General features: G+C 79.6%; 1 protein-coding gene. It reads left to right on the top strand.

All coding sequences use genetic code 11. The annotated features are described in order from the left end of the window. Positions 1–274: hypothetical protein (locus ACX3VQ_RS13005; RefSeq protein WP_462581469.1), on the top strand; the 274-nt coding region annotated here is incomplete at both ends.

The raw sequence follows: 274 nt of genomic DNA, 5'->3' as shown, positions 1-274 counted from the left end.
CGCGACGTTCCCGGCGGGGAGGCGGAGATCCGATCCGCGCCCGGCGAGGGCACCCGCGTGCTCCTGCGCTGGGCTCCGCCGCCGGCGCCGGCCGAGCCCGCGCCGCAGAGCTCGCCGCGCACCGCGGTGACGGCCATCGTCGTGGTCTTCGTCGTGAGCCAGGGCGTCGCGGCGCTCGCGGCCGCCCTCGCCCAGCCGCAGTGGTGGGTGCCGCCGCTCGTGCTGCTCGCACTGCTGGCGATCGGCGACCTCGTGCGCCGCTGGTCGCGCCCGC

The organism is Altererythrobacter chaiwopuensis, assembly GCF_054957735.1.
This window is presented reverse-complemented; position numbering and strand designations above follow the sequence as displayed.